Raw genomic sequence first — 18,589 nt, forward strand, 5'->3', positions numbered from 1 at the left:
TCAAGCCACTCCTTTCCGTTGGCGGAAAAAGATGAACGCAAAAACCGGTGCTCCGATAAATGCGGTAATTACTCCAATAGGGAGTTCCGTCGGTGAAATGATCGTCCGTGATACCAAGTCACAAATGATCAACAGCGCAGCGCCATTGATAAAAGAAAGCGGCAGGACATGCCGATGATCCGATCCCCATACCAGCCGCGTCATATGCGGCACGACCAAGCCAACAAAGCCGATTGTTCCAGACACGGCCACAGCCGCTCCGGTCAGAATCGATCCACTGATGAGAATCATCATTTTCCTTTTTTTCACGTCTACTCCCAAATGCTGTGCCCGCTCTTCCCCGAACAGCATGGCATTCAATTCACGCCGGTTCAGCCATAGCAAGAAGGAGCCGATGAGGATAAACGGCAAGGCCATCTGGACGTAAGGCCAGCCCCGCATGGATACACTGCCAAGAAGCCAGCCGATGATTTGGCGAAGCTCTTCCCCGGTCAACGCTATCATTAAGGAAATGACCGAACCGAGAAATGAACTGAAAATGATCCCTGTTAAAATGACTGTTTCCATTTTCATGGACCGGTCGACCAATTTAGCAAATCCCATCACTGCGAACATCGTCAACAATGCGCCCAGCATGCTCATCACCGGCAAAGTGTAATTCCCTAAAAACGGGACTGAAATGCCGAAAAAGAGCGTCATCACAGCGCCGACTGAGGCACCGGATGACACTCCTAAAGTGTAAGGATCGGCTAATGGGTTTTTAAGCAGGCCTTGAAATGCTGCACCGGCAATTGCCAGTGCTGCACCGACCAGGCCTGCCAGAACCACACGCGGCATCCGGATATTCCATAAAATATTGGCAGCTGTTTCATCCGACTCGGGATTCCACAGCACTTCCGGCGAAATGGAAACCGTGCCGACCGTTACCCCCAGCAATACAGCCCCTCCCAAAAGAATGAAAGAGACAATATAGGCCAGGCTGTTTTTACTCACTGAAAACCTCAGGATAAACAGCTTGTGCCAGTTCCATCAAACCTTCTGTCAGCCGCGGGCCGGAACGGGTGACTTTATCCGAATCGACATTGTAAACTGCATTGTCTTTTACTGCTGTCACTTCAGCGAAGCCACTGCGTGCTTTGATTTTTTCAACAGCATCCGGCACGTAAGCACCTTCTGTCGACACGATCACATCGGGATTGGCTTCGACAATCGCTTCCGGGTCCATGCTGACCCATCCTTCAAGGTTACCCGCTGCATTTTCAGCGTTGATGATGTCCAGCATTTCATCCATAAATGTTCCGCTGCCGGTAGTGTAGATCTCCGGATCGCTGCCAACTTCAACAAATACTTTTTTGGGTTCTTCGATTTTGCTCGCTTGTTCTTCGATTTCATCTACTTGTGCTTCCATTTCAGAAACGAGTGCATCCGCTTCTTGCATTGCACCGGTCGCTTGCCCGATAACCGTCATGGTTTCATATACTTCATCAAAACTTTGGGCTTCCTGGACAACGTATACTTTAATGCCGGCATCACGCAATTGCTGAAGCCCTGCTTCACCGACACCCACACCTGATTCATGGGCTAATACCAAATCCGGCTGCAAGCTGATGATTTTTTCAACATTGAATTCCTGGCCGCCGATTTTCTCGACAGTTGCTGCTTCTTCCGGGTAATTATCAAAATCGGATACTCCGACCATCTTTTCTCCCAAGCCAAGTTCATAAGCAATTTCTGTATTTGATGGCACCATGGAAACGATCGCTTTCGGTTCTTCTTCGATTACAACTTCTTCACCTACTGCATCCATCATCGTTACTGGAAATTCAGTTTCTGCCACTTCTTTCGGCGGTTCTACCTGTGTTTCTGCCGTTTCTCCTGCTGGTGCTTCTTGTCCGCCGCACCCTGCCAGCAGCATCGCTGCCACTCCTGCACTTGCTCCAAACTTCCAATACTTCTTCATCTCGACATCCCCTTTTATAATATAAAAATCTCCCGCAGACACTGCGGGAGATTGAAAGGACGACATAAAAAAGCGTGTGCATCCAGCCGGTCCTCGCAGGCTTAGTGGGCGTTCTCATAAAGGCAGGTCTCCTGGCTTGTGATCATGGCGTACTGCACCTTCCCAAAGCGTTGCTTCAGTGGCATTTGGCAGATTGCTCTCACTTACAGTGGCGGGACCGCGCCGGAATCGAACCGGCTTCCCTTTTAACTCATGTTCTTAGACATAAGCACCTTTATGATTGAATTATTAAGTTTCTTAATAAGTTAATTATACACAAAATTCTTTCAGTGTCTCTTACATTTTGTCAGGAGCAGATACGCCGACCAATTTCAACGCATTTGCAAGAGTCGTTTTGACAGCGGTAATCAATGCCAGGCGCGCAGCTGTCAATTCCGCGTTGGAAGTGTCCAATACTTTATTGGCATTATAGAAGCTGTGGAAGTGTGCCGCCAATTCCTGAATATAAGTAGTCACGCGATGCGGTGCACGCAGTTTTGCTGCATCTGCCACCACTTGCGGGAAGTCCCCGATTTTTTTCAGGACATCGATTTCTTTTTCCGAAGCCAAGAGATCCAAATTATCTGTAGATGCAAAGAATCCTAACTCTTCCGCTTGACGCAGAATCGAGCAGATGCGCGCGTGGGCATATTGGGAATAATAGACCGGGTTTTCATTGGACTGCGATACGGCAAGATCCAGGTCAAAGTCCATATGTGAATCGCCTGATCGCATAGCGAAGAAATACCGCACTGCATCCAAGCCAACCAATTCAACTAGTTCACGCATTGTTACGGCTTTACCGGTACGTTTGCTCATTTTCATCTTTTCGCCGTCTTTGTACAGCTGTACCATTTGGATGATGCTCACTTCAAGTGTATCGCGGTCATAGCCAAGCGCTTCAATTGCCGCTTTCATGCGCGGGATATAACCGTGGTGGTCAGCTCCCCAGATGTTGATGAGCTTATCAAAACCGCGCGACAATTTGTCTTCATGATAAGCGATATCCGGCAGCAAATACGTAAACGAACCGTCGTTCTTAATCAATACGCGGTCTTTGTCATCGCCGAATGTCGTTGAACGGAACCAAGTTGCACCATCTTCTTCGTAAATATGGCCGTTCTCACGAAGCTTGTTCAATGCAATTTCAATTTCGCCTTTTTCGTATAAAGAAGTTTCGGAGAACCACTCATCAAACTCAACGCGGAAATCAGCCAAGTCTTTCTGCAGCTTCGCCAGTTCCACTTTCAAGCCATGTTTGCGGAACGCTTCAAAACGTTCTTCTTTGGTCATATGGACAAATTTATCACCATGCTCTTTGACAAGATCTTCAGCGATGTCTTTGATATCCTGGCCACGGTAGCCGTCTTCCGGCATGTTCAGCGATTCGCCAAGTGCTTCAAAATAACGCGCTTCGATAGACAGTGCCAAATTATTGATTTGGTTGCCGGCATCGTTGATATAGTATTCACGTGATACATCGTAACCCGCAACATCCAGTACGTTGCAAAGTGAGTCGCCGACCGATGAACCGCGGGCGTGCCCAAGGTGAAGGTCACCTGTCGGATTGGCAGATACGAACTCAACTTGAATACGCTCGCCTCCGCCTGAATTTGTGCGGCCGTAGTCTTCTTTTTGCTCCAGGACCGTCTTCACTACATCTTGCAGATAATCTTTTTTGATTGTGATGTTAATAAAACCTGGGCCGGCAATATCCACTTTTTCGATATTCGCCGTGTCCTTGTCAAGATTCCCGACAATCGCTTCCGCAATCACACGCGGCGCTTTTTTTGCTACACGCGCCAATTGCATCGCAATGTTTGTGGCATAATCGCCGTTCGCTTTGTCTTTTGGTGATTCCAGGTAAACTTCGACTGGTTCAGGCGTCAATTCCGCTTTTTGAACCGCTTCACTGATTGCCAGTTTAATGGCGTGCTGTACTTTTTCTACTGCATTCATTTTTGACCCTCCATAAATTGGATTTCCATTTCATATTCCCCGACGTGGGCAGAGCCCATCGCCAGATCGTAACGGACTTTAAAGCGTGTATCGCTGACTGTCAGCTCGTGGGCTTTAGTCGTCAGCATAAAAGTGCCTTGCTCATTTGTTAAATTCCCTGTTTGTTCTTTATGTAATAAAAACGGTAGCCGCATCTGCAGGCCGCCGCTTCTCATAATCACTGCTTCGTTTTCGCTGAGCTTCACTGTAGTCCGGATCAGCAGCTCTTCCACCTGCTCCTCATACTGCAAGTAGCGTCGATCGTTTTTTATTGTCAGCGTGCCGTGTGACCACAACTCCAGCAGCTGTTCTGCTACGTCTGGCTGACGGATAATTGTCGTGAGTTTTATTTTCACAGTTTTTTGCATTCCGCCGCCTCCTTTATGTAATAGCAATAGCCTTTTTATTATAGCCCGATTCAAGGTCCCATTTCAATTTAAGTTTCATTTTATGCTTGGATCTGCTGGAATTGAAATTTGGCTATTCAAAAAACCACCCATATGAGTGGTTTTCAAGAACTGCTTGTCATTTGATATACGTTTTGACAAAAGAAGGTCGAGGGAAAATATTCGGCTTTTTATCGATTCCTTCTGACGTTCCCCGCTTCGCATGAGCCTGGCCGTATGCCTGCGATTGCTGCCAGTCCGTAAACGACTTCTCGTCTTTCCAAATAGTCAGGATGATATAGGTATCCGAATTGACAGGGCGCAATACACGTATAGCCGCAAAACCGGGTTCTTTCTCGACCATGCCCGCTCTATTTTGGAAACGCGATTCAAATAGCTCACGGCCTTCATCCGTTACCGGAATATTGTTGAATACTGCATAATAGCCGTCGTTGATGTCACCGACAGCATTTAGCACCTGGTACGCTTCAAATCCCTGCAAAGGCGCTCCGCCCTCTGATTCATAAAGCAACACCGATTCCTCGCCGTCGACTAAATACACCAGCCGCGCATTTGCCATAGCTGCCAGAATTGCGACGCCCTGGTCCCGATGGCCCGTCCATTTGTATAATTCCATTGTCAGCACCTCTTCCAGATAATGATTCTCTATTATCTTACCGGTTTTAATTCAGAGATTCTATTTTTGAGGTGCTATGATCACTTTTCGTAGTTCTATGATCAGTTTTATTGTCCCTATGATCATTCGACGGGGTTCTATGATCACTCACGACCTCTCTATGATCACTCAACGGAGTTCTATGATCATTCGGCCTGTTTCAAATGATTTACAGCACAAAAGTCAAAGCCGGTCTGGAAAATCCAGACCGGCTTTGACTTTTCTTATTGTTCAGTTTCGGCGGCTAGGTTCTCGAGGTCTTAAGTCAGCCCATTTCGGAAATCAAGATTCCCTACATGTTCTGCCTTAAGCTTGTCAGGACTGGACAGCCACCTCCACTTTTCTTATTTCACCCAGCCCAAAATCATTTCACGGATCAGTTTGCTTGCCGTATTGGCAGTCTGATCTGAATGGTCGTAGACGGGAGACACTTCAACAAGGTCGAAACCGACAACGTTGATATCTGATGCAGCGATTGCGTGGATGGATGCGAGCAGTTCACGTGAAGTGATACCACCAGCGTCAACTGTGCCAGTTCCTGGCGCATGCGCCGGGTCCAATACATCAATGTCGATCGTGACATATACCGGACGTCCCACAAGAGTCGGTAATACTTCTTTCAGCGGCTCCAGCACTTCGAATTTTGAAATGTGCATGCCTTGCTCTTTTGCCCATTCAAATTCTTCTTTCATGCCGGAACGGATGCCAAATGAATAGACGTTTGTCGGCCCGATATGGTCTGCGATTTTGCGGATCGGTGTAGAATGCGAATATTCTTCACCCTCGTAGTTTTCACGAAGGTCCGTGTGCGCGTCAAAATGGATGATCGCCAAATCGTCGTATTTGCTTGCCACTGCTCTCATGACCGGCAATGACACCAAGTGCTCGCCGCCCATGCCGATCGGAATTTTACCGTCTGCCAAAAGAGTATGGACATAGGTTTCAATTTCAAGCAGGGATTTTTCCGGATTGCCGAACGGCAATGGAATGTCTCCGGCATCGAAGAATTTCACATCATCGAGCTCCCGGTCCAGATACGGGCTGTACTCTTCCAAGCCGATGGATACTTCACGGATTTTGTTTGGGCCGAAACGTGAACCCGGGCGGTAACTTACCGTCCAGTCCATCGGCATGCCATACAGCACTGCTTTGGATTCTTCATAATTCGGATGGCTTTTGATGAAAACTTTGCCTGAATATGTCTCGTCAAATCTCATCGTTTATTCGCCTGCCAAATCTTTCACGAATTTCGGCAATACGAATGCCGCATTATGCAATTCTTTTGTATAATACTTTGTTTCGATGTCATGGAAACGCTCAGCTGGCACTTCCAATGGATTGTATTTTTTCGAACCGATTGTGAATGCCCATAGACCGCTTGGGTAAGTCGGGATGTTCGCCAAGTACAATTTTGTGATCGGGAAGATTTCCTTCACATCTTTTTGAACTTGCTCGATCAAATCCGCTTTGAACCATGGGTTGTCCGATTGTGCGACAAAAATGCCGTCTTCTTTCAGCGCACGTGAAATCCCTGCGTAAAAACCTTTAGTGAACAAGTTCACTGCCGGGCCGACCGGTTCCGTTGAATCCACCATGATCACATCGTATTTGTTTTCAGATTCAGCAATATGCATAAAGCCGTCTCCGACAATCACTTCAACACGTGAATCTTCAAGACCTGATGCGATTGAAGGCAAGAATTTTTTCGAGTACTCGATCACTTTGCCGTCAATATCGACAAGTGTCGCTTTTTTAACAGAAGGGTGCTTGAGCACTTCACGGATTACTCCGCCGTCTCCACCGCCAACAACCAGAACGTTCTCTGGATTAGGATGAGTAAACAATGGAACGTGCGCCACCATTTCGTGATAAACGAACTCGTCTTTCTCAGACGTCATGACCATGCCATCAAGGAAAAGCATATTGCCCCATTCAGCTGTTTCTGCCATCTCCAAGTATTGGAAATCCGTTTGCTCGGTGTGAAGCGTTTTATTGATTTTCATCGTAATCCCGAAGTTCTCGGTTTGTTTTTCTGTATACCAAAATCCTGCCATCTATAATCAAACTCCTTTTCCCGTCATTTTAAAACTACTTAAAAAAGTATAATTCTTTTTAATGAAAGTGCAATATTTTTTTCGCGCTTTAACGGCCAGTATGGCTTCCGCTTTTCCAAACGTAAGGCCACTGGCCCTAAAAGCCCGATTGGTTCAACTAACAATCAGGGAGAAAAACCTCCCTGATTGAGTTTCTCTTTATCGCGCTTTAACGGCCAGTATGGCTTCCGCTTTTCCGAACGCCAGACCACTGGCCGTATAAGCCCGATTGGTTCAACTATCAATCAGGGAGGAAAAATCTCCCTGATTGAGTTTCTCTTTTCATAATCCTCTTTACCCGCTGCAGTTCTTAATATGCCGCAAATAAAAAGGTTTTCTGTACAGGGAATCTTTCCCTTCACAGAAAACCTATTTATCCTGATAGCGCGGAGAAAGAGACATGAGGCATTGGGCTTGGGTTTTCTCACACTTTAACGGTCAGTATGACCCCACTTTTCCAAGTGGGGCACTGACCGTAAATGTCCGATCGGATCAACTAACAATCAGTTGGAGGTGGGAACCTCCACTGATTGAAGTTTCTCTTTCTCGCAATGGCTCACGGCACTTGCCCGCAAATCAGGTGTCCTAGCTTTCTATTTAAAAGCTGTAATACTAGTTTACTTCCTTTTTTGGCCAACTTCAACCGCATGTCGGAAGCATTTCCAAATGTCACATTTCGTACAAATCTCTAGTATTTTATGAATTCAGGTCTTGACGAAGCTGTTCCATGCTGCGCTCCCACATTTCGGGATTGTGTTTTTTCAAGTACTCTGCCAGAACCCGTTTGGATGTTTCATCCATATGATCAACGATGATTTTTCGTTTCATTGACTTGTCCATTAAATTGACATGATCAGCCAAAATCTTATAGCCGCGCCGTTTTTCACGGTTAACCACCATTTCGCATGCCGTTACCCCGGCATAATAAGGGCCTTCCGGATTGAAATCAATGGTGATCCACACCAGCCAATATGGTTTGCCGCCGGCTGAGTCTTCCCGGTTTACGGTGAATTTAATGCCGCGTTCCACTTCACTGCGCGCATGCATTGCACCAATGTCAATGAATGCTTCACCTTCTTCTATGTCAATAAAAAGCGGAGATACGTTTTCCAAGGACAGTGATCCGATGCCATAGCCTTTGTGGCCATCTGTCGGATCATTCTTTATAATGGTGAATCCAACTTTTTGTTTTGGTTTTTCTTCATTTGCCATGTGTACCTTCCTCCCGTTCTGATATGATTGTTGTATCTTAAAAAAAGGAGCTGTAACTATTATGCCATACGTAACTGTCAAAATGCTCGAAGGCCGCACAGAAGATCAAAAGCGCGCATTGGTTGAGAAAGTAACTGAAGCGGTATCAGAAACAACTGGAGCACCGGTTGAAAACGTCACTGTCTTTATCGAAGACATGAAGAAGACCGACTACGGTGTTAAAGGCAAGCTTTTCAGCGACATCTAAAGAAAAGCGGAAACGCTTATTCAGCCTCCACAAGCGCTGCAAGGCTGGCACTGCAGCTGTACACTTGAAGAAGCCAGCGAATACATAAAAACTCCCTTAAGGGAGTTTTTTCAGTTGGCCCAATTCGTCAATAAACCCGAATGCCTCTTCTATTTCATCTGCAGTAAAGTTCAGCTTCGCTTTGACAATATGAAGCTTTTCAATTTGCTCGGCGCGTTCCAAATGATCAAAGTAAAGAAGAGTAGCGGTCAGTTCCAAAAAGCGGCCGCTTTTTTCATTTAATTTTGCAGCGACTTCGGGATTCTCAAGCACGGATTCTTTCAATGTCCCCCGGAAATCGTTTCCTTCTTGGGTAACATTGTATTTATACCGAACATAAGATCCTTTGTCTTCCAGTTCTTCTGACAAAAACCCCATATCGCATAGTTCTTCAATGCGGGCTGTCAACTCTTCTGAATATGGCCCATAAATATGGAATTCATATTTCTCTTGAAACGGCACACCTATTTTCTTTAAAATATAAATCATTTTCTGCAGCTTCTTGCGTCCGGTGATCCCTTCCGCTGTGGCAATAAAATCCACAATTTTCGCGTGTTCCTGGAGCAACTATACCCCTCCTTTTCTAAGCATTTCCAATATCTTCTGCTTTGCAGCTTTCTTTTTGCCATCTATTAATAATTCCGCCGGGAAATACAATTTATAATCTGTTCTCCGCTTACCTGAAATCGCATCGACAATTTGCGACTGCCGGGACAATTCCTTGATATCCCCTGTCGGCATCAGCAAATGGATGGGCAGCCGTTCTTCTTCTTCGCCGGGACGGTAAAAATCGTACGGCAAGTCGGATGTCGAATCATCGACCAAGTAATACTCGGGATCAATGCCCGCTTCCTCGAACAACTGTGCCAATTCCCCAAGTTTCTTGTAATCTTTTCCTGGGTCAAAATCGACATACTGGAACAGGCGGCGATTGACGAACCGGTCGCTCAGATCTGAAAGAATCGGATCGCGCTCGGTCATCCACAGCTGGAAGTAGGTCATCAAGACCCCTTCATCAAGCGCTAAATAATCTTTCAATTCAAACGTACGATTAAAAAACGCCATGAAATGCGTCGGCGGCTGCTTAAATTTATAACCGGTTTCACTCAGCTGTTTGGCACGCTGCAGAATTTTCCGCAGGATCACTTCCGCACTGCGAGCTACCGGATGGAAATAAACCTGCCAGTACATTTGATAGCGGCTCATGATGTAATCTTCAACGGCATGCATGCCGCTCGACTTGATCACTACTTGATCGTCCATGGGGCGCATGACGCGAAGGATTCGCTCCATATCAAAATGGCCATATGAGACACCTGTATAATAAGCATCCCGCTGCAAATAATCCATGCGGTCTGCATCAATTTGGCTTGAAATCAAGGAAACGACTTGTTTATTGGCATATGTTTTGGCAATTACTTCCGCCACTTTTTTAGGGAAGTCCTCGCCAACTTTCAGCAAGATCCCATTGACTTCTGTATCCCCCAGCAATATTTCCCGGGTAAATTCTTCATGATCAACATGGAATACTTTTTCAAATGAATGGGAAAAAGGCCCATGACCCAAATCATGAAGAAGCGCAGCGCATAACACCACTAGCCGTTCAGCCTCATCCCATTCAGGGCGGCCATGAAAAATATCGTCTGAAATTCTTCGGACGATTTCGTAGACGCCAAGCGAATGGCTAAAGCGGCTGTGTTCAGCTCCGTGAAATACTAAATAAGAGGTGCCAAGCTGTTTGATGCGCCGAAGACGCTGGAATTCACGTGAATTCACCAGGTCCCAAATCACTTGGTCGCGCACATGTATGTATCGGTGAACCGGATCTTTAAAAACTTTTTCTTCAGCTAATTTCTGTGTCGCATAGCTCACGGGCGCACCTCCAATTTTTCTGCGTAACAAGTATTCTACACCAGCTCAGATACCTCATTCAAGAGGGCCCGGCAGCATTTTCCGGTTGCGTTCGACAACTCGTTTCAAATAAAATCCGTAAAGCTCTGTCTCTTCAGGCATCAGCGGCTGCGGTGCCGGCATGCCGATCAATTCGTACAAATTCAGCACAACTTCCTGGACTGTAATTTCTTTTCCGAGCAATTCGCTGAGCGACGCCATCACTTCGGGTTTTATTTCCGGGTAGGCGAATTTCGTCTGTTCACCGCTAAGCCCGGCTTCGTAAAACCCGCGGATCAATTCAGCGCGCTCCGCCCCGGACCCTTCAACACATAAATAAACCTGGACAGCAATGCCCCGGCGGATGCGGCGCTGGGAAATGCCGGCAAACTTTTTGCCGCCGATGCTCAAGTCATATGAGCCGGGACAATAGGACCCCACAATTTCATAGGCCTCGATCGGCGCTTCCGGAAATAGGGCCTGTACCAGCTCAAGCATCATGTCATATCCTGCTGAAATATCGATGGCATGTTCTTTTTCTGAAACCACCAGCGAGATATTCAAAACTCCTGCATCGAGCACGACGGCGAGCCCGCCGGAATTCCGGACAATCGGCGCATAGCCTTGTGCTTTTAAATAATCCATACCCGCTTCAATATTCGGCAAACGGTGGTCCTGTATGCCGAGCACGACTGTATCGTCATGTACCCACGTGCGGATGGTCGACGGACTTTTGCCTGATCCGACCAGTTCGCATAATGTATCGTCCGCAGCAAATGATTCCAGTGCGGAACGGTTTTTTGCGCTCAAGGATTGATCCCAGAAACGCCAATTGGTTTCTTCTGAAAATAACGGCATAATAATTCTCCTCATCAAGCTATAACTTGTTTTTAGTTTACCCGACTCACGCCCCGCTGAAAAGGCACTTCAGGCATGACGAATTGGTGACAGGCATTTGTTTTTCAGGAACTTGCAAAGCCAATGTGATAAACTGATTCTGTGAGATTTAGATAAAAGGAGTGTTTAGATAATGAATGAAGCAGCAATTACATTAGACGGCTGGTACGTCCTTCATGATTTCCGTTCGATGGACTGGGTTTCATGGAAGATGCTGACGGATGAAGAACGCCAATTCGCGATCGACGAATTCCAGGCATTTATGGACAAAATCAACCAAGCCGATGAAAATAAAACAGGTGCACACGCATTGTATTCAATCGTTGGCCAAAAAGCCGACTTGATGCTGATGCTATTGCGCGAAACAATGGATGAATTGCGTGAGCTTGAAACGGAATACAATAAGCTGACATTGATCGCTTATACAGTTCCTACGTATTCGTATGTATCGGTTGTTGAACTTTCCAACTACCTGGCTGGAAAATCAGACGAAGATCCATACCAAAACCCTCACGTGCGTGCACGTTTGTACCCTGAACTTCAGCGTTCACAATACATCTGCTTCTACCCGATGGATAAACGCCGTGATGGCGACGACAACTGGTACATGCTGCCAATGGACACTCGCAAAGAATTGATGCTGTCCCACGGCAAGATCGGCCGCAGCTATGCAGGCAAAGTAAAACAGATCATTTCAGGATCTGTCGGCTTTGATGACTACGAATGGGGCGTTACTTTGTTCGCAGACGACGTTCTTCAGTTCAAGAAATTGATCTACGAAATGCGTTTTGACGAAGTCAGCGCACGTTACGCAGAATTCGGTTCATTCTACGTCGGCACACGCCTTGACGCAGAACGCACTGCGCAACTGCTGGAAGTGTAAGATTGGAAACCGCCCTTGGGCGGTTTTTTCATTTATGCGGGGTGCTTTTGGCCGTTTTCTTGTCTCAATAAGCAACTGGGTAGATTTACTGTCCGCTTTAGGGCAAATACTGTCCGAAAATGAAGAAATACTGTCCGCAGAAGAGATTTACTGTCCGGAACACGGATTTCTGCCGCATTCACCTCTATAATGTGGAAAAAGCTACTCGCTCCGAAGTTTTCAGAATTCCGACACGAATTACGTTCCAATTCCAATATATCCCACGGTATACTAAAAGTAAAAACGGGGTGTTTGTATGCTTGTGATGCGCCAGAACAGTTTTGCAAAATGGGCTCTCGCTTTGCTGCTGCTCGTACTGACCAGCAATTTCCTGTTATACCGCTCGCCTCTTTCCTCACTCGTCATTCCCGAAGAAACCTTCTGGGTCGTTACCGGTTCGCTGATCGACTTTGCCTTTGTCGCGCCGCTTCTAATGCTTGCCGCTTTCCGTTTATCTCTCAAGCACTTTTTCGGCTTTGTCGCCGGAGGATTCGTGCTCGCCCGCTTCATTATCCCTGCTCTTTATTTTGAACCGTTCACTTTTCTTTTTTATATAGGTCTTGGCCTCGAGGCCTTGGTTTTATTTGCAGAACTCGCTTTTCTTGGGCTGCTCCTTTATCATGTACCGGCAATCGTCCGTGCCATCAAAGCAAAGCCGGAAAGTCCATTGTTCACTTTGCTGCCAACCGCCTATGAACGAATCAAACCCAATCCGCTTGTGACCGTGATTTTATCGGAGTCGCTCATCTTCTATTACGCTTTCTGTTCCTGGAAACAGAAACCGGAAGAGGACTCAAATACGATATCACTACATAAAAACTCGAGCGCCATCGCCTTTTACATCATGCTGATTCATGCCATTGTCATCGAAACAATCGGCCTTCACTGGTGGCTGCATGACAAATCATTAGCGCTGTCGATTGTGCTTCTTATCTTGAATATCTATTCGGTCGTATATTTTATCGGTGAAATCCAGGCATTGCGCCTGAACCCCTTGAAAATAACAAATGAAAAACTGTACGTATCGTTAGGCTTAAGCAAACGGCTGACGGTTCCGCTTGACGCTATTGCCCAATTGCATTGGGATGCAAAAGCCGATAAAGATACCCTGTCCTTTATCGCCCAGGATTTCGCAGAACCTGAACCGCAAGTCATCATTGAATTCAAAAAACCGCAGGAAGCCGTCTTATTCTTCGGGCGCACCAAAAAGGTTTCGCGTATCGCTTTAACGGTGGACAATCCTGCAAAATTAAGAGACTTGCTTGAACATTGATAAAAACACCTATATTTCCCGGGAAATATAATAAAAGAAGACCGGCGCTTGAGCGCTGGTCTTCTTAATATTTTACAAAGCTTTTGATGCTGCAACAATCAGCATGATCCAGCCAACAATAAATGCTACTCCACCGATTGGTGTAACAGCCCCTAAAATGCTGATGCCGGTCAAACTTAAAACATAAAGGCTTCCGGAGAAAATGATGATTCCGGCAAGCATTAAGTACCCTGCCCAAGATAATGAACCGAGTGCACCGATCAATGAGGAACTCATTAGAATTCCCACAACCATCAAACCGATGGCATGGAACATCTGGTACTGAACAGCTGTCTGCCAAGTATCTAAATATTTATCCGCAACGCGTCCTTCTAGCATATGTGCACCGAAAGCGCCAAGAGCTACGGATAATAAAGCATTAACCGCTCCGGCTATCAAGAAAAACTTCATTTCTATTCCTCTTTCCGATTAAAATTCAAACAGTGAATCACCGTTTGCGCCGTCTTCTTCCTGCAATTTGCTGGCAGAAGAAACCGGCTGTATCTGAGGGGAGGCGAGCGGAATTGCACGCGGCGCACTGTCTTTTTGCGACTGATCATCTTCCAATAAAAGATCGCAAAGAGCCCGTATCGCAGCGATGGACTCGCGCATTTTGGCCGGGTCGCCTTTTCGCGCCTGTGCGGTATGCTTTTCGATTTCATTCAAAATGCGAGCTGCATCGATTGCCATGCAAAATCCCCCTTTCCGTTTACATTCTCATCTATTTTATCATGCCTGCTGGCAGGCGTCAGGCTAAACAGAAATCAATCGGCTCGTCGCCTTGCTTTTGTAACAGTTCGTTCACTTTTGAATAAGGCCGGCTGCCGAAAAATCCGCGGCTTGCACTTAACGGGCTTGGATGCGGGGCCTCAATAATGGAATGGCGCTCCAAATCGATGAGCGGCTTTTTCTGCTGCGCCGGCCGGCCCCATAATACGAAAATAACCGGTTTTTCACGGGCAGATAGTTTCCGGATCACTTCATCGGTAAAAATCTCCCATCCTTGATTGCGATGGGAATTGGCTTGTCCTGCACGAACGGTCAATACCGTATTAAGCATCATGACGCCTTGGTCCGCCCATTTTGTCAATGTTCCGTCCTTCGGTTTTTCACAACCAAGATCGTCGTTCAATTCCTTCAGCATATTGCGCAGGCTCGGCGGATGCGGCACACCGGGCTGAACAGAGAAGCTTAACCCATGCGCCTGATTTGGCCCATGATAAGGATCCTGCCCCAGAATGACAACTTTGACGTCTTTATAAGGCGTATGCTTGAATGCATTCCAAATGTTTTCTTTTGCCGGATAAACGGTTTCATTGGCGTATTCCTCTTTCAGAAATTCACGCAGCTTCAAATAATACGGTTTGCTGAATTCTTCTCCGATGATTTCCTGCCAGTCATTTTGGAAAATTTCCTTTGGCATGCACATCACTCCTTATTCTTCAAATTGGACTTTTACGTCGTAATCTACCAGCTTGAACATTTCCTGAACCGAACGGGCTGCATTATCTTCAGCCATTTCAAGGACTCCTTGCCCTTTTGTCTCTTCCAGCATCAGCTTTTGCGCTTCTTCTGCAAGTTCATACGCTTCCGAAATATCAGCTCCGCTTCTGAACAGCCCTTCATAAGAATATACTTCCACTTGATCCATAAATAGTTCCGGGCCGCCTAAAAAATCGGCTTTCGGCAGCGTCAGCGTGGCGGTTTTAGCTGCTTCATCAAGCTCAATGTCTTCTTCCGTCACTTCGGAAAAATCAATGCCGGCTTTGACCGATCCTGGAATAACGACCAGCAATTGGCGCTTTGTCCCCGGCAGGTCCAGACCGATTTCCTGTCCGAATACCGCATTGTCCTGCCGCTCAATAATGACTTTTGAAAATGCTTCCGCAGTCGCCAGCTCATTGAGGTCCTGGATCTGCTCCAAAAATGCTCCTTTATCTTCAGTGAATGTGCTGCCTTTGATCATCCAGAACGTTCCAAGCGGCAATGCAACAAGAAGCAATAACAGAATCACAATCAACACAAGGAACGAATTGCGCCAAACGCTCATCATCACTTTAAATGTTTTCCAGAAGCCGGATTCTTTTGTATCTTCTTTCCCTTTTACTTCGTTTAATAAGCGTTCAATCTCCGTCAATTTCGGATCTTTTGCCATCTATAAACCCTCTTTCTTTTATTCATTTCATCATGGCCCCGTGATAGGATGGTATAAAGGAGCGATGATGATGGCGGACTTTCGTGAAAAAATTAAAACCATATCTTCAACCAAAGGTTCAAGTGCACCGGAAAATGCCAAACGCCTTGGTATGGGGTGCTTAGTGGTTGCAGTGCTGGCTGTTTCCATATTAACATTTTTTCTAGCCATCGGTCTTTTCATAAGCGGCAGCTGGATGATGGCTTTAGTTATACTGCTGTTCTTTTTTATTAGCACGGCGATGGCCGTCCTTCTGTTATCCCCATCAAAGTTTGATTCGTTGTAAATGTTCCGATTTTTGTTAAAATAAAGTGATGTAAATAATCTATATTAAAGGAGTTTTAACGATGACATTGAAAAAGACCTTAACAATCGCTGGATCGGATACATCCGGCGGAGCTGGTATACAAGCTGATCTAAAGACTTTCCAAGAACATGGAACTTACGGCATGAATGCTTTAACAGTCATCGTGACGATGGATCCTGAAAATGGCTGGAGCCATGGTATCCATCCAATTCCTGTCGAAACGCTTCACGCACAATTGCAGACTGCTTTTTCAACAGGAGTGGATGCATTAAAAACCGGCATGCTGCCGACAGTCGACATTATTGAAATGGCCGGCAAAGCCATTAAAAAATCCGGTCTGGAAGAAGTTGTCATCGATCCGGTTATGGCATGCAAAGGGGAAGACGAAGTATTATTCCCTGAAAACGTTGATGCCATGATCAAGCATCTATTGCCAGTCGCTAAAGTAGTAACTCCGAACTTAGTAGAAGCCGGGCAGCTTTCAGGCCTTGGCACACTTCGAACAGTCGAGGATTTAAAAGCAGCAGCTGAAAAAATCCATGCGCATGGCGCTCAATATGTTGTGATCAAAGGCGGCAAACAGCTTCAGCATGAAAAAGCGGCTGATTTGCTGTACGACGGCAAAACGCATTACCTATTGACAGCTGAAAAAACGGATACCACTTATAACCACGGAGCTGGCTGCACATTCGCTGCAGCAATTACAGCCAATCTGGCGAACGGGCAATCCGTAAACGACGCTGTGCTCAATGCAAAAACATTTGTGTCTGCCGCTATCCAGCACGGCTGGAAACTAAACCAGTACGTTGGACCAGTGATGCACGGCGCTGCCAATAAATTCGAAAAACCTGAAGTTCAAGTAACGGAAGTTTAATCTACAATAAAAGAGGGCGCTTCGGCGCCCTCTTTTTATAATTTTTTTACCATGAATACTTGTGTGACAGAAACCTCAAAACCATATTTGCTCAATGTTTGATGAGTCACTTGGTTTTCTGTTACTGGAATATTGATTGCTACACGCTGGATGACATCGTTAAAACCGTTAAATACGCTGGAGATTAACTGCTCAGCAATCGCTTCACGATTTGGATGATCCGGTGCGGTTTCGCATTGATACAAGGCAGTAGCAATATGGTTTCCTCCTCCATCTACCGTTTTCTTGAAATACGCATACCCGATGACCGCCCCATCTCCATCCCTCGCAACTACAGCATCGCCGTCTCTCACACTTTGCCACTGCGTCTGCCACGGAAAATCCCATCGGTAGAAAGGCAGCAGCGATGTTTCTTCAGGAGTCGCCGAAACAATTTCTATTCCTTCATTAGTTGAAACAGTTTTAATCTCTTCTACTTGCCCAATCAGCCGCATAAAATCCACTTGATCGATTACTTCATAACCCATTTTTTCAGACAGTTTAATAGCTTGTGTATTTTCACTTACCGCTTCAAGAGTGGCTTGCTGGACGCCGGCTTTCTCCAGAAGTTCAATCCAGGCTTGCACCATTTTCCGGCCTAGACCTTTTCCTCTCAAAGAAGCAGCTATTCCTGTCCCGCCGTTCCAAGCTTGTTTAATGCCATGCTGTTCCCGGACCCCAGTCCGTAAAATCCCGATAGGCTTCCCGTTTTCAAAAGCGACAATAGACAATTCTGAAGAAAGGCCTTCCTGCAGCCCTCTTTTTTCAAAAGCTTCCGGTGTTGTAGTCATATCAAAATAGTATCCTTCAAATCCTTTGTTCCATGCTTCAACGCTTTCTTCGATTGTGCAATCCGACATTTTTTTAATTTCGAGCATCTATACCTTCCCTTTCCCCCAAGCATCCTTAAATTAAATCTACTATCTTTATAAATCGAATTGATAAGTCCCTGCAGCCAGACCTGCATAGAAAGCACCTTATTTTTTAACTTATAAAAGTCTAAGCTGCTGTTGGCCGTCGATTTGTTCGAATATTCCCCTTTTTATATAATAACATTACTGCGATTGCCGTAAAGCCTCCTAATCGCATTCTTCTCTAATATTGCCTATACTAAAGGAATACGGATTGCCGGAGGAGTGAACAAGATGGAATTAGTAGAAGTGAAAAAATTGCAAGTAGAGCTGGATGCATTTGCGAACAGAGATGTTTACCTGCACTTAGAAACAACAAATGGCTCTTATGCCACTCATTTTAACGAAGGTTTTTTCAATGCCGGAGCGTTTATCCGCAACGTCATGATTAACTATGAACTGGGAAAAGTGGTCGGTGAAAGCCCGCATCGCGTCGGATTGAAGTTGCCGCATGGCTGGGTTTATGCCCAAGGCATTACGCATTATGAGCTGGATGAGCAAGGAAGGCTGCTGCTTGCAGGACACGATGGAACAGGAAAATTGGCGGTAGCGCTGCAAATCAGCGAAACACCGTTCAGTTATTAAGGGGGAAC

Annotated in this window: 22 protein-coding genes and 1 riboswitch; of the genes, 6 read left to right on the forward strand and 16 right to left on the reverse strand. The window is 46.0% G+C overall.

The window, feature by feature from the left end; all coding sequences use genetic code 11:
• The 8 genes from AC3AQ9_RS08750 to AC3AQ9_RS08785 form a co-directional block, all read right to left on the reverse strand.
• Window positions 1–978 (reverse strand): FecCD family ABC transporter permease, encoded by a 978-nt coding sequence (locus tag AC3AQ9_RS08750; RefSeq protein ID WP_436837195.1) that lies wholly within the window; start codon window positions 976–978, stop codon window positions 1–3.
• 7 nt (window positions 979–985) lie between these two features.
• Window positions 986–1,960: an ABC transporter substrate-binding protein gene (locus tag AC3AQ9_RS08755; RefSeq protein ID WP_488307080.1), complete on the reverse strand. Its 975-nt coding sequence runs from the start codon at window positions 1,958–1,960 to the stop codon at window positions 986–988.
• A 104-nt stretch (window positions 1,961–2,064) separates the two neighbouring features.
• Window positions 2,065–2,251: riboswitch (cobalamin riboswitch) on the reverse strand.
• 45 nt (window positions 2,252–2,296) lie between these two features.
• The gene (argS, locus tag AC3AQ9_RS08760; protein ID WP_488307081.1) at window positions 2,297–3,958 is read right to left on the reverse strand and encodes an arginine--tRNA ligase; all 1,662 of its coding nucleotides are present in this window, start codon (window positions 3,956–3,958) and stop codon (window positions 2,297–2,299) included.
• The gene (locus AC3AQ9_RS08765) at window positions 3,955–4,365 is read right to left on the reverse strand and encodes a YwiB family protein (RefSeq protein ID WP_488307082.1); all 411 of its coding nucleotides are present in this window, start codon (window positions 4,363–4,365) and stop codon (window positions 3,955–3,957) included. Before AC3AQ9_RS08765 ends, argS begins: the two co-directional genes overlap by 4 nt.
• A gap of 157 nt (window positions 4,366–4,522) precedes the next feature.
• Window positions 4,523–5,020, reverse strand: a complete 498-nt coding sequence (locus AC3AQ9_RS08770; RefSeq protein WP_488307083.1) for an antibiotic biosynthesis monooxygenase family protein — start codon at window positions 5,018–5,020, stop codon at window positions 4,523–4,525.
• 383 nt (window positions 5,021–5,403) lie between these two features.
• Entirely contained in the window at window positions 5,404–6,276 is an 873-nt protein-coding gene (gene speB / locus AC3AQ9_RS08775; RefSeq protein ID WP_488307084.1) for an agmatinase, read from the reverse strand.
• A 3-nt stretch (window positions 6,277–6,279) separates the two neighbouring features.
• A complete protein-coding gene (gene speE, locus AC3AQ9_RS08780; RefSeq protein ID WP_488307085.1) occupies window positions 6,280–7,113 on the reverse strand; it encodes a spermidine synthase in 834 nt (277 codons plus the stop codon).
• A 735-nt stretch (window positions 7,114–7,848) separates the two neighbouring features.
• A complete protein-coding gene (locus tag AC3AQ9_RS08785; protein WP_488307086.1) occupies window positions 7,849–8,364 on the reverse strand; it encodes a YwhD family protein in 516 nt (171 codons plus the stop codon).
• Between the two features lie 61 nt (window positions 8,365–8,425).
• Here AC3AQ9_RS08785 and thmT point away from each other — a divergent pair, with 61 nt between their 5' ends.
• Window positions 8,426–8,611 (forward strand): 2-hydroxymuconate tautomerase, encoded by a 186-nt coding sequence (gene thmT, locus AC3AQ9_RS08790; RefSeq protein ID WP_488307087.1) that lies wholly within the window; start codon window positions 8,426–8,428, stop codon window positions 8,609–8,611.
• Between the two features lie 96 nt (window positions 8,612–8,707).
• On the opposite strand, the gene AC3AQ9_RS08795 is transcribed toward thmT, so the two are convergent.
• Genes AC3AQ9_RS08795 through lipL form a run of 3 tightly spaced genes read right to left on the reverse strand, consistent with a single transcriptional unit; the run spans window position 8,708 to window position 11,398 of the window.
• Complete coding sequence (locus AC3AQ9_RS08795) at window positions 8,708–9,217, reverse strand: YwgA family protein (protein WP_488307088.1); 510 nt, start codon at window positions 9,215–9,217, stop codon at window positions 8,708–8,710.
• Window positions 9,218–10,522 (reverse strand): HD domain-containing protein, encoded by a 1,305-nt coding sequence (locus AC3AQ9_RS08800; protein ID WP_488307089.1) that lies wholly within the window; start codon window positions 10,520–10,522, stop codon window positions 9,218–9,220. It lies immediately after the preceding gene.
• A gap of 54 nt (window positions 10,523–10,576) precedes the next feature.
• Window positions 10,577–11,398 (reverse strand): octanoyl-[GcvH]:protein N-octanoyltransferase, encoded by an 822-nt coding sequence (lipL, locus tag AC3AQ9_RS08805; protein WP_488307090.1) that lies wholly within the window; start codon window positions 11,396–11,398, stop codon window positions 10,577–10,579.
• A gap of 172 nt (window positions 11,399–11,570) precedes the next feature.
• Here lipL and hemQ point away from each other — a divergent pair, with 172 nt between their 5' ends.
• Both hemQ and AC3AQ9_RS08815 read left to right on the forward strand, forming a co-directional pair.
• The gene (gene hemQ / locus AC3AQ9_RS08810) at window positions 11,571–12,320 is read left to right on the forward strand and encodes a hydrogen peroxide-dependent heme synthase (protein WP_488307091.1); all 750 of its coding nucleotides are present in this window, start codon (window positions 11,571–11,573) and stop codon (window positions 12,318–12,320) included.
• A gap of 295 nt (window positions 12,321–12,615) precedes the next feature.
• Window positions 12,616–13,632, forward strand: a complete 1,017-nt coding sequence (locus tag AC3AQ9_RS08815; RefSeq protein WP_488307092.1) for a beta-carotene 15,15'-monooxygenase — start codon at window positions 12,616–12,618, stop codon at window positions 13,630–13,632.
• A gap of 72 nt (window positions 13,633–13,704) precedes the next feature.
• Here AC3AQ9_RS08815 and AC3AQ9_RS08820 read toward each other — a convergent pair whose 3' ends face one another.
• The 4 genes from AC3AQ9_RS08820 to AC3AQ9_RS08835 are packed head-to-tail and all read right to left on the reverse strand — an operon-like array spanning window position 13,705 to window position 15,826.
• Window positions 13,705–14,082 (reverse strand): DUF423 domain-containing protein, encoded by a 378-nt coding sequence (locus tag AC3AQ9_RS08820; protein ID WP_488307093.1) that lies wholly within the window; start codon window positions 14,080–14,082, stop codon window positions 13,705–13,707.
• Window positions 14,083–14,100: 18 nt separating this feature from the next.
• Window positions 14,101–14,361: a YwdI family protein gene (locus tag AC3AQ9_RS08825; protein WP_488307094.1), complete on the reverse strand. Its 261-nt coding sequence runs from the start codon at window positions 14,359–14,361 to the stop codon at window positions 14,101–14,103.
• A gap of 58 nt (window positions 14,362–14,419) precedes the next feature.
• Window positions 14,420–15,094, reverse strand: coding sequence for a uracil-DNA glycosylase (locus AC3AQ9_RS08830; protein WP_488307095.1), 675 nt, complete (start codon window positions 15,092–15,094; stop codon window positions 14,420–14,422).
• 12 nt (window positions 15,095–15,106) lie between these two features.
• Window positions 15,107–15,826 (reverse strand): DUF4230 domain-containing protein, encoded by a 720-nt coding sequence (locus tag AC3AQ9_RS08835; protein ID WP_488307096.1) that lies wholly within the window; start codon window positions 15,824–15,826, stop codon window positions 15,107–15,109.
• A gap of 70 nt (window positions 15,827–15,896) precedes the next feature.
• Between AC3AQ9_RS08835 and AC3AQ9_RS08840 the strand changes: the two genes are divergently transcribed.
• Together AC3AQ9_RS08840 and pdxK are read left to right on the forward strand one after the other, a co-directional pair.
• A complete protein-coding gene (locus tag AC3AQ9_RS08840) occupies window positions 15,897–16,151 on the forward strand; it encodes a hypothetical protein (protein WP_488307097.1) in 255 nt (84 codons plus the stop codon).
• Window positions 16,152–16,212: 61 nt separating this feature from the next.
• The gene (gene pdxK, locus AC3AQ9_RS08845; RefSeq protein WP_488307098.1) at window positions 16,213–17,046 is read left to right on the forward strand and encodes a pyridoxine/pyridoxal/pyridoxamine kinase; all 834 of its coding nucleotides are present in this window, start codon (window positions 16,213–16,215) and stop codon (window positions 17,044–17,046) included.
• 35 nt (window positions 17,047–17,081) lie between these two features.
• Here pdxK and AC3AQ9_RS08850 read toward each other — a convergent pair whose 3' ends face one another.
• Window positions 17,082–17,963 (reverse strand): GNAT family N-acetyltransferase, encoded by an 882-nt coding sequence (locus AC3AQ9_RS08850; RefSeq protein ID WP_488307099.1) that lies wholly within the window; start codon window positions 17,961–17,963, stop codon window positions 17,082–17,084.
• Window positions 17,964–18,230: 267 nt separating this feature from the next.
• On the opposite strand from AC3AQ9_RS08850, the gene AC3AQ9_RS08855 reads away from it, so the two are divergent.
• Window positions 18,231–18,581: a YojF family protein gene (locus AC3AQ9_RS08855; RefSeq protein WP_488307100.1), complete on the forward strand. Its 351-nt coding sequence runs from the start codon at window positions 18,231–18,233 to the stop codon at window positions 18,579–18,581.
• The last annotated feature ends 8 nt before the right edge of the window (window positions 18,582–18,589 follow it).

The sequence above is a fragment of the Planococcus sp. VCh962 genome, from assembly GCF_057748275.1.